Genomic DNA, 10502 nt, shown 5'->3' with positions numbered 1-10502 from the left:
TATCCCATATTACCTTGAAGGAAAATTTCACTAATGGCCATATGTTGGCCGACTGGGTAGAACCGTCTGTTTTTAAATCTGCCATAACGTAAGTTTTAATTACGAGTTATCAATTAGGAATGAAGCGGAAAGCAGAAAGCGAAAAGCTTTAATGCAGCGCAGAGGGCTTTTTGCTTTATGCTTTGTGCTTTATGCTTTGCGCTTTTAGCTTTGTTGCATTTGCTGCTGGAATGTGATCACGATAAATTCCGCAGGGCGTGATAAGGCAACTTTAACGGTTACCAGCATAACGCCGTCGAGGATATCCTGCGGGGTCATGGTGGCGCCTAAACCTACCTGTACATCAAATGCCTGCCCTGGCGCCGCACCGGCCAGCGCGCCCTGTTTCCAGAGGTTTTCCAGGAAGTTGCTGATCATGGTTTTCAGCGAGATCCAGGTGGATGCATCATTGGGCTCAAATACATAAGTACGGGTGGCCAGCTTCACGGATTGCTCGATCATGATCAGCGTGCGGCGCACGTTAATGTAACGCCAGTCCAGGCTGTTCCCATCCAGCGTTCTTGCGCCCCATACCAGTGTGCCTACACCGGGGAAAGGACGGATCACATTGATGGATTTACCGGCAATAATATCTACGTTCAGGCTTTGCTGCTCTTCGTTAGAGATATTTACGGAAGGCGCATTCACCAGGCTTACAGATACATTGGCAGGCGCTTTCCATACGCCGCGGCTACTGTCTACCGTAGTATAAATGCCTGCCATGGCGCCGCTGGGCGGCAGCTCATTCAGCGTGTTACGGATCTCTTCCAGTATATGCACATACGTAGGGCTGGCTGTTTTCAGCGATTGGTGGTAATTCTTTTTCGTACTGCTGTCCGGGTTAGCGCTTTCCTTAAACTTCTTTATGATAATGGTGGCAGCGGGTTCCGGCAGCAAAGTTTCCAGGTCTACGGAGGCATCCAGATTCTCAAAGCTCATCTCATCCGGCTGTACCACGCCGGTTCTCAGCCAGGGATAATAGGCAGCGCCATAGTTCAGGAAGTTGATGCCTATCTTTTCACGGAAGGCGGTAACAACGGTATCCGTTGTATCTGCGGGCAATTGTTTTACCAGGTCGAAAATGCCGAAACGGCTTTGCATACCGGCGCAATGGTTCAGCACCTGCGTATAAACGGAGGTATAACAATCCTCGCCCAATGCGATAGCATCCGGCATTACTACCAGGGTGGGCTCCGGTTCCTTTTCCAGTATAGAGAACACGTTGGGTTTGGAATCTGAGCCAATAAAGTCATCGGCGGCAATATCAAATCCATCGGGCTTATCGCCGTAGGTGCCTACTGACAGGATATAACAAATGCTGCCTCCATTGGCGTAGAACAGGCGGATGCTGCTATACAGGTATGCAGTGTTCTTGTCATTGATCTTTACGATAGAATCTTTGCCGTTGATGCGGAAAGTTTCCTGTTTCACCTTTGGATCCGGCTCTGCCAGGGTGAATTTAGGTTTAAAGCTGCTGCCGAAGTTTTCCAGGAATTCTGCAAAGGAAGTGACCCTGGTGGGCTTGTGGACCAGTGATTTCCCGTTCCGTTCAGCCTTTTGCGTGTACCCGATAAACACGGGAACAGCAGTTGCCACGGCAGTGATGGAACTGGGAAATGCATTCTTTTCCTCAATGTAAACCCCAGGGGTCATGAGTGTTGAAGCCATTTGTGTGGTTTTTTGAGATTAGTATAAAAATATTTCTGCGTATTCAAACCCGCTTTCATAAAAGGCAGCGGCCGCATTGGAGATCCGGCCCGTTTCCGGCGCCGGCAATGCGGATATGATCACTTTATATTTATCATCGCCGGCAGTGGAATAGTCTACCAGCTGAAAAACGGTATTGTTTGCATTCCCTAATGGTACAGGGATCTTAGATATAAATACGGGAACTTCGCCCTTATCAGGCAAAGTAACCAGTTGTGGCACACCGAAGTAGCCGTTGCCGTTAGTGCTGATCACGGCAGGCCGTGAAAGCGACTGCAACCCTTCGCTCATTAAAAAATAGCACCAACGGCTGGCCCTGGCAGAAAAGCGGATCTGATAAGATGACTGCAGCTTTTCATCTATCTGCAACGCTATCCTTCCAAAGGGCTTTGTAAAAAACTGCTCCTGCAAGGTATTTACCGCCCGCAGGTCCTGTGTGCTTACATAGCCGGCCCGGTGCAACACACCTTCGGCAGACTGCGCATCATTACTGAAAAAGAAAACCGTACCGGTAATATCCGGTACATTCACCTGGGTATAGTTGTAGAACAGGTGATCTGTAAGGAACAGATCAAACTCCAACGTGAAATTTTCTTTCAGCACAATATCCCTGCTACGCTGGCTCCGCGCCTGCTGCGCATCATACAGCAACATAAAACCATCCCGCAGCGGTTTGAATAACAAACCATGGCGGAGCAGTTCCTTTGCTGCGGATGCGGTTACACGCGCGTTGATCCCATCGTAACCGGGGCCTGTGAAAAAAGTATGACGGTAAAATACAGCGGTTAATATTTCATATTTCACCTGTATTTGTTTCCGGGCTTGAGTTTGGTCATGCAGGTCCTACGCGTCCTTCGGTACCGGTAACGGAAGGCCTGTATTCCTTTATAATGGAATCATCAAAGGATAGCATACGGATCTTGTACACTACAGAAGGCATGTACTTAGCTCCGAGTGTGGTCCATATGTTGTTTAACTTATCTGCCCCGGGGCTTTCCATCTCAAAGATCAGCTTCCCGATGCGGGGATCCATTGAGGGAGTATTGCTCCGGGTAAAAACGTTCTTAGATTGAAAGTAAGCGACTACAAAGGATAGAAACCTGAGAGCTTCATGATAATTGGCACTGCTGAAATAGGCGGAAAACAACACATATAAATTGATATTCACAGCGGAGGCTGTGTTCGGGATAGTTACGCCCGGAACGGCTCCGGCGCTGCTTTTACCAACAGTGTCTTTCTCTACATTCAACAATGTGACAACAATCTTGTTCTCTCCCTGTATTGCGATAGAACCATCCTGGTTCACAATACCGGATAAGATCACTTTTTCTTCGTTTGTTTGTAGCTTTCTTTTAAAGTTGTTATTAATTTCTTCTGTAATGCAGATCAAGGTCTCATAGATCATTCATTTAATTTTCTGTCTAAAATGACAGCTAGGTAAGGTAGATTTGTTAAGTTAAAGTTGTAAATTGGTTAAGTTGAGTTGTTAGGGCTGCAGTCCTACTTTGAATAATATTCCACACACAAGATAGTCGCTAAAAATTTAAATAAAAATTTTTCTTTAAAATTTAATTCTCTATTTTTTATATACACTACAGCCCTATGTGCTCCCTCAGAAAATTAACCGGTTTCCTGTTTGTACTTATTATACTTAATATATGCGCTCCTTATGCCTATGGTCAAAAGCTTCAGATACCCGATAAGGTTAGTAAGCCTGAAATGCCTAAGGACACTGCTGTTAAGGCTAAACTGATCAAGAAGATACTGAACGCATTTAAGTTCACAAAGAATGCAAGAGCCCGCGAACAGGAACGCGTTATCAGCATCATTAACCAGATACTGGCGGATTCGCTGGTAGTAACTGCGCATGACATACAGCTGCTGAATGAACAGCTATCCAAAACAGAGAACCAGCATTTTGATTCCCTGGTGGCGCTGATAGGCACCATGGGAAGCTGCTGCCGCGTACCGCCCCCGCCTAAAAAAGATACCGTACCTGTAAAAAAAGATTCGGCAGCTGCATCACCTGAGAGTGACCTTAATTCACTGGTAAATAAGATGCTGCCCATCCTGCAGCAGAAAACAGACCTGGCAGATGCAGAGAAAGCCAAGCAGGAGCAACTAAAAACCATCCGCGCTATTTACGGACGCCCGGGCGATAAAGTAGACACGCTGCGCATGAACGACAGCACCGGCATACGCTATACCCTTAACCTTACCCAAAAGGTGAACGTGATGGGCATTCATCCCTACTGGATGGAGGATAAATACCTGAACTACAATTTCAGCGCGCTTACCACCTTCAGCTTTTTAGGATATACGGTGGATGGTATCACAGGAAGGTTAAAGGCCAGCTTTAATGCCGACAGTCTGAAAGCCCTGGAAGCTGCCAGCGCAGCGGGTTGCAGCATTCAGCTGATCATATCCGACAAAAGCGCGGCCAACACTTCGGCCCTGTTACAGCATGAAGATGTGCAGCTGATCTTTGCAGATACGCTGGCCGGCTTATTAGAACAAAAGCATGCGAGGGGCGTAACCATCTATTTTCAGCAGGTAAATAAAAAACAGCGGCAGGCCTTTACTGATTTCATTCAGCTGCTGTATAGTCATTTGCATAGCTTTAACGCCGGGTATACCGTAAACGTGGTGGTGCCTGCATTTGATAAAGAGCTGGCGTATGACCTGCAGGCGCTGAATGCTTCTGTTACTTTTTTCCTGATAGATCTTACCCGTGCCAGCGGTAACATAGCCGGTGCGCTGGCGCCACTGAAAGGCAGTCCTGCACAGGCTATTGACGCTTCGGTTTCCCGCTACCTGCAGCGCGACATTCCGCCGGCCAAGTTTGTGCTGCTGTTGCCTTATTATGGCGCAGTATGGAAGAAAGGCGCAAACGGCAAACCGGATGGCTTTATGAATTACATCAGCTACCGTGATATTAAAAAGCGTTACCCCTCAGATACTATTGCTATGTATGACGAGATTGCGGAATCGGCTTTTATTGAAGAAAAGGATGATGTGGGTGATGTAACCTCGGAAATATGGTTTGATGATGCCAGCACCCTGGGACCTAAATATGATTATGTATTAAATAATAACCTGGGCGGCGTGGCGCTATGGACACTGGGTGCGGACGACGGCTATGCAGACCTGTGGGATGAGCTGAGCGCAAAATTTGTAGTGCCCGATACCGTGTTCCTGGATACTATACGGCTTACCCCTCCCCTGCCCGTGCACCTTACCTTCTGGCAAAAAATAAAACGCGAGCTGAGTGCATACCGCCGTATGTTCCGCGACCCCTGCAGCGTAAAAACAACCGACTATGTGGGCGAAACCTATTTCATGTATGCCGCCATCTTACTTTTTGGACTGATGGTAACGCTTACGGTTTTTTACATTGGCGGCATACGTGATAATGGCGATGGATGGGAAATGAAAAAGAAAGTGCTGATACTATTAATAGTGGTGGTGAACCTGTTTATTATTACTGCGGCCATGGCCATCTTCCTCAGTAAAAAATTGCCCTGGCTGGGTATCAGCGACAATCCTGCGCAATGCCATAGCGTGCCGCTGAATACTTTACTCATCATCCTAGCCATTGGTTTTGCAGTGGGTATTGTAGCCACCCGCTTTCTGCTGCTGCCTTTACTGCAAAGAGATGAAGTGCCTTAAGCTTCCATAAGGGCGGCTATTTCGCCCAGGCTGTATGGCGGGCAGCCGCCGGAGCGGGATGCCACCAATGCGCCGGTAGCATTGGCAATGGTTAAACATTCCTCCGGCGTGCGGCCTTTAATTAAGCTACTGAGAAAGCCTGCCAGGAATGCATCCCCGCTGCCAATGGTATCTGCTACTTTTACACGAAAGCCGGGGTGCGTGTAAAAGCGATCGTTCATATACAGCAATGCACCGCTGGCGCCCATGGTAACAACAATGGTATTAATATTAAACTGGCGGGCAATAATGCGTACTTGTTCCTCAGCTGTGGAGAAAGCGCCATACCAGCTGCTGATGAGCTGCAATTCCGACTCATTTAATTTTAAAATATCGCACTGCTTCAACAGGTCTTTAATTTGTTCAGGGTTATAGTGCGGAGGGCGCAGGTTAATATCCAGCACCTTCTTTATTTTCCAGTTCAATAGTTTTTGCAGGGTGTTACGGGATACCTCGTTGCGTGCCGCCAGGCTGCCAAACACCAGGTATTGCGCCTGCTGCAGGAGAGCGCCCAATGCGGGCTGCCATTCAATAAAATCCCAGGCTACGGGAAACAGGATGTTATACTGTACATCATGCTCTCCAATGGGCTGCGCCAGCACTTTGCCGGTGGGCTGCAGCGCATCCTGCTGCACGTAATCCGTTGTGATACTGTTGTCTTTTAACAGTGTGAGCAGCCGTTCGCCATAATTATCTTTTCCCACTTTTGAGATCACTGCTACCTGCTGTCCGTGTTTTTGCAGGTGGTAGGCTGCATTCATGGGCGCACCACCGGGTAATTCCTTCTGCGGAAGCACATCCCACAGCATTTCGCCAAAGCATATAATATTATACATAAGTATGAAGTTATTAAAAAGTGTACATGATAACTACAGTCCGTTTTAAATATATGGCCGTAATTTTGTGGTATTATTACTAAAAATAATCCACCATGACAACAGCAACTTCCACCATGAGCACAAGGGCCGTCGCCGCCCGCCTGACAGAACTTTGCCGGAAAGGTGAATTTGAAACTGCGCAAAAGGAATTGTATGCAGATGATGCCGTAAGCATTGAACCGTATGCTACGGATGATTTTGAAAAGGAAACAAGGGGATTGGATAAGATGCTGCAGAAGGGAGAAAAATTTCAGTCGATGGTTGAAGCCATACACGGTATTGACATCAGCGATCCCATTTTTGGGGAGAACAGCTTTGCTTTTTCTATGAACATGGATATTACCATGAAACAAAAAGGAAGCATGAAAATGTCAGAGCTTTGTGTGTATGAGGTAAAAGACGGAAAAATTATATCCGAACAATTCTTTATGTAATAACGCAGGATTCAGCCCCGCATTTATATCACAGCGCCCGTGCAGGACTTGTACGGGTGCTTTTTATTTTCAGCAGGGGCTGCTCCCCATCTTTTACATACAATACTGCCAGGGCTCCGCATAACATACATACCCCTGCCATGGTAAGTGCATAAATGGCCTGGCCGCCGAAAATATATTTCACGATTAAACCGCCTAACAAACCATTTACAATTTGCGGAAAGGTGATGAAGAAATTAAAGATGCCCATGTACACGCCCATTTTTTGTACCGGCAATACGCTGGATAACATGGCATAGGGCATAGAGAGGATGCTGCCCCAGGCCAGCCCGATACCGATCATAGGAAAGATGAGCAAGCCCGGTGTGTGAATAAAATAGATCCATATAAGGCCAATGCCGCCCAATGCCAGGGATAATGCATGCGTGGTTTTGCGGCTGGTTAACCGTACCAGCGTGGGTAAACATAACGCATATACGGCGGATACACCATTGTAAATACCGAACAGGAAAGACACCTGGTTGCCTGCATCTGCAAACTTCACTGAAGAGGTATCGCCCGGCAACACCTGGTACACATGCTGCGCAATGGCCGGGGTAGTGAACACCCACATTGAGAACAGGGCAAACCATGAAAAGAACTGCACCAACCCCAGCTGCCGCATGGCTAGGGGCATGTTAGCAAAATCTTTGATGATAACCGTAAGGCCTTTAGCGGTATTGCGCTCCGGCTCTTCCGGGTTAAAGCGGGCATGTTCTTCCGGTGAATATTCGCGGGTAGTGAAGATGGTCCATAAAATAGCGCCGGCCAGTATTGCTGCGCCTATATAAAAGGAGTAACGCACGTTATCCGGCACAGCGCCCGGAGCAGCGGTTTTGGCAATGTGCCCGTATTCCGCCAGCAGGTAAGGCAGCCAGGAGCCGGCCACTGCGCCTATGCCTATTAAAAATGTTTGTACGGAAAAACCGGTGCTGCGTTGTGCATCCGGCAGGTTATCCGCTACCAGCGCACGGAAAGGTTCCATGGCTACGTTAATAGATGCATCCATGATCATAAGCATACCGGCGCCTATTAAGATAGGCGGCAGCAAGGCGGTGATAACGCCGGCATTGGGCAGTAATACCAATGCTAATGCAGCGGCCAGCGCGCCAAACAGGAAGTAAGGCTTACGGCGTCCCAGGCGGTTCCAGGTACGGTCGCTGAAATGGCCGATGATGGGTTGCACGATCATACCGGTAAGCGGGGCTGCCAGCCAGAATAACGACAAATGCTCCACATCTGCCCCAAAGGTTTGCAGGATACGGGAGGCATTGCCATTTTGCAGGGCAAAACCGAATTGTATGCCTAAAAAACCTACGCTCATGTTCCAGATCTGTGGCAAACGAAGCGCAGGCTTGGCGGATGCTGTAATCATGTGATGCTGTTGAGAATTACGAATTATTCAATTACGAATTACGAATTAAAATGCAGCGGTTGATGATAGAACAATATCATCACGCAGTACCTAATTCGTAATTCGTAATTGATAATCCGCAACTGTAACTGAATCCTGTTGTTTTACAATGTACGCAGTATCGTGAATGTACACGCTTATTTCCTTATCTGACTGATTGAAGATATTTACGCCATGCTTATCCACCTGCACTTTTAAGAGGGCGCCGCGGAAACGGATCTTAAAGGCAAAGGATTGCCATTTAGCCGGCAGAAAAGGCGCCAGGTGCAGATGGCCGTTGCGTACGCGCATGCCGGCAAAACCTTCCACCACGCTCATCCAGGTACCGGCCATGGATGTGATGTGCAGGCCGTCTTCCGTATCGTTATTATAATCGTCCAGGTCAAGGCGCGAAGTACGCAGGTAAAACTCGTAGGCGCGTTGCTCATCGCCCAGCTTTGCTGCAATAATAGCATGCACGCAGGGTGAGAGTGAGCTTTCATGCACCGTGCGTGGCTCATAAAAGTCAAAGTTGCGGCGCAGGGTATCTTCATCAAAACGCTCTTCCAGGAAATATAATCCCTGCAATACATCGGCCTGTTTAATAAAGCAGGAGCGCAAAATGCGGTCCCAGCTCCAATGCTGGTTCAGCGGGCGTTGTGCGGGGTCCAGGTCTTTGGCCAAGATCTGTTCTTTATCCAGGTAACCATCCTGCTGCAGGAAAATGCCCAGCGTTTCATCTGCCGGGTAATACAGGTTTTGGATGATGTGCTGCCACCGGGCTGTTTCTTCCTTTGCGCGGAATTTTGTAGCTGCAATAACGGCGCTTACCTTTTCCGGCCACTGGCGCTGTACGGTATGCAGCGCATCCAGCGTATATTCCAGGCACCAGCCGGCCATAGTGCTGGTATACCAGTTATTGTTTACGTTGTTCTCATATTCATTGGGGCCTGTTACGCCCAGCATTACATACTGGTTGCGGGCGCTGCTCCAGTTTACCCGCTGCGCCCAGAAGCGGGCAATAGCGATCAGTACTTCCAGGCCATAATCTGCCAGGTAGGTTGTATCGCCGGTGTAGCGGGTGTAATTATAGATAGCAAATGCAACAGCGGCATTGCGATGAATTTCTTCAAACGTGATCTCCCATTCATTATGGCACTCCTCCCCGTTCATGGTTACCATGGGATACAATGCAGCGCCGTTGCTGAAACCCAGCTTGGCGGCATTCTCAATGGCTTTTGGCAGATGATTGTAACGATAGAGCAGCAGGTTACGCGCTACCTGCGGATCAGCAGTTGCCAGGTAAAAGGGAATGCAGTAGGCTTCTGTATCCCAGTAAGATGCACCGCCGTATTTTTCCCCGGTAAATCCTTTGGGGCCAATGTTCAGGCGCGCATCTTCACCGGTATAGGTTTGATTGAGCTGGAAAATATTGAAACGGATGCCCTGCTGCGCAGCTGCATCGCCGGTGATGATGATATCACTCTCCTGCCATTTAGCGGCCCATGCTGCGGCCTGCTCTTCCAGCATGCGGTCAAAACCTTTTGAGTAGATGTGCGCTATCAGCTGCTTACAGGCGCCTGTAAGATCTTCCCTTGCATGATTTTCCGAGGAAAGATTAGCGGCATATTTAAAAATGGTGATCTCCTGGTTAGCGCTCACGGATACCACTACACGGCCGGCCACGTATTTCTCCGCTTCTACCGGGAGGGCCGGGGATGCTACTTCTACCCCTTCCCTGCAAACTTTGAATTGCATACCGGTGCACACATCAAAACCTGTTTTCTTGGTGCGCAGGGTCAGGAAAGAGCCCTGGCTGGTGGCTTCACGTCCTACCTCTTCCCAGAATTTTTCATCGTAGTTAGCATCCTGGTTCTTTACATCACCATCTATAAAAGGCGTGATGGTAAGCTGGCCGTCAAAGTTCAGCGGGGTAATGCTATAGCGGATCGCGCCTGCTTCATCATCTACAATGCTGCAGAAACGCTGTGTGTGCACGCTCACCTGTTTGCCGCTGTTAAGCGTGGCTGTAAAGGAACGTTCCAGGTAACCGGCCTTCATATTCAGCACCCGCCGGAAATTGCTCACCGTGCAGGTGTGAAGGTCCAGCACCTCATCATTGATACGTATGTCTATACCGATCCAGTTGGCGGCATTCAGCACTTTGGCAAAATACTCGGGATAACCGTTCTTCCACCATCCCACGCGGGTTTTATCGGGATAATACACGCCGGCTACGTAGTTGCCGGACAGTGTTTCGCCGGAGTAGGCTTCTTCAAAATTGGCACGCTGGCCCATACGGCC

At 48.5% G+C, this 10502-nt stretch carries 8 protein-coding genes; 2 read left to right on the top strand and 6 right to left on the bottom strand.

Translation table 11 applies throughout. From position 1 onward, the window contains the following. Positions 1-204: 204 nt before the first annotated feature. The 3 genes from VIM87_RS02405 to VIM87_RS02395 are packed head-to-tail and all read right to left on the bottom strand — an operon-like array spanning position 205 to position 3151. Entirely contained in the window at positions 205-1707 is a 1503-nt protein-coding gene (locus VIM87_RS02405; protein ID WP_331995424.1) for a phage tail sheath family protein, read from the bottom strand. 18 nt (positions 1708-1725) lie between these two features. Beyond that, entirely contained in the window at positions 1726-2550 is an 825-nt protein-coding gene (locus VIM87_RS02400; protein ID WP_331995423.1) for a hypothetical protein, read from the bottom strand. Between the two features lie 28 nt (positions 2551-2578). Continuing rightward, positions 2579-3151 carry a DUF4255 domain-containing protein gene (locus VIM87_RS02395; protein ID WP_331995422.1) on the bottom strand — a complete coding sequence of 191 codons (573 nt, stop codon included), beginning with the start codon at positions 3149-3151 and terminating at the stop codon, positions 2579-2581. Positions 3152-3465: 314 nt separating this feature from the next. Between VIM87_RS02395 and VIM87_RS02390 the strand changes: the two genes are divergently transcribed. Then, positions 3466-5415, top strand: a complete 1950-nt coding sequence (locus VIM87_RS02390) for a glycosyl hydrolase family 18 protein (protein WP_331995421.1) — start codon at positions 3466-3468, stop codon at positions 5413-5415. On the opposite strand, the gene VIM87_RS02385 is transcribed toward VIM87_RS02390, so the two are convergent. After that, positions 5412-6290: a carbohydrate kinase gene (locus VIM87_RS02385; RefSeq protein WP_331995420.1), complete on the bottom strand. Its 879-nt coding sequence runs from the start codon at positions 6288-6290 to the stop codon at positions 5412-5414. The genes VIM87_RS02390 and VIM87_RS02385 overlap by 4 nt on opposite strands. A gap of 95 nt (positions 6291-6385) precedes the next feature. Between VIM87_RS02385 and VIM87_RS02380 the strand changes: the two genes are divergently transcribed. Then, positions 6386-6766 carry a SnoaL-like domain-containing protein gene (locus tag VIM87_RS02380; RefSeq protein WP_331995419.1) on the top strand — a complete coding sequence of 127 codons (381 nt, stop codon included), beginning with the start codon at positions 6386-6388 and terminating at the stop codon, positions 6764-6766. Positions 6767-6794: 28 nt separating this feature from the next. On the opposite strand, the gene VIM87_RS02375 is transcribed toward VIM87_RS02380, so the two are convergent. Next, positions 6795-8180 (bottom strand): MFS transporter, encoded by a 1386-nt coding sequence (locus tag VIM87_RS02375; protein WP_331995418.1) that lies wholly within the window; start codon positions 8178-8180, stop codon positions 6795-6797. A gap of 90 nt (positions 8181-8270) precedes the next feature. Further along, positions 8271-10502 (bottom strand): glycoside hydrolase family 65 protein (locus tag VIM87_RS02370; protein WP_331995417.1); only part of this gene is annotated, 2232 nt, incomplete at its 5' end.

The sequence above is a fragment of the Chitinophaga sp. genome (assembly GCF_036569125.1).
Lineage (GTDB): Bacteria > Bacteroidota > Bacteroidia > Chitinophagales > Chitinophagaceae > Chitinophaga.
This window is presented reverse-complemented; position numbering and strand designations above follow the sequence as displayed.